1 protein-coding gene is annotated in these 266 nt (G+C 47.0%); it reads right to left on the reverse strand.

What is annotated here, in order from left to right; all coding sequences use genetic code 11:
• Positions 1-215, reverse strand: a 215-nt coding sequence (locus tag SB775_RS30310) for a universal stress protein (RefSeq protein WP_410864953.1), incomplete at its 3' end; no start/stop codon positions are given.
• Positions 216-266 lie beyond the last annotated feature (51 nt).

Below are 266 nucleotides of genomic sequence, written 5' to 3' on the forward strand. Positions count from 1 at the left end.
GGTGTTTGAAGGTCTGCCATGCCGCCCCCGATATAAGCCCCGCCAGTCATTGGGCGTGGTGCATCAAACACCTGTCTGCTTGATTTGCTATCATGTGCATAGGCAACGGTCAGCTTGGCATGCAAGGTTTTGGATAAAGCGATTGCCTTCTTTAATGCTTTCTTACTGTCTTCATGTCCATCAAACGCAACGACCATCCGATCAGCTTGAAACAATGTCCTCATTCCTTTCAAAAGGAGTCTTTACACTCATGGTATACCCGTTAT

It is taken from the genome of Peribacillus sp. SIMBA_075 (assembly GCF_046534585.1).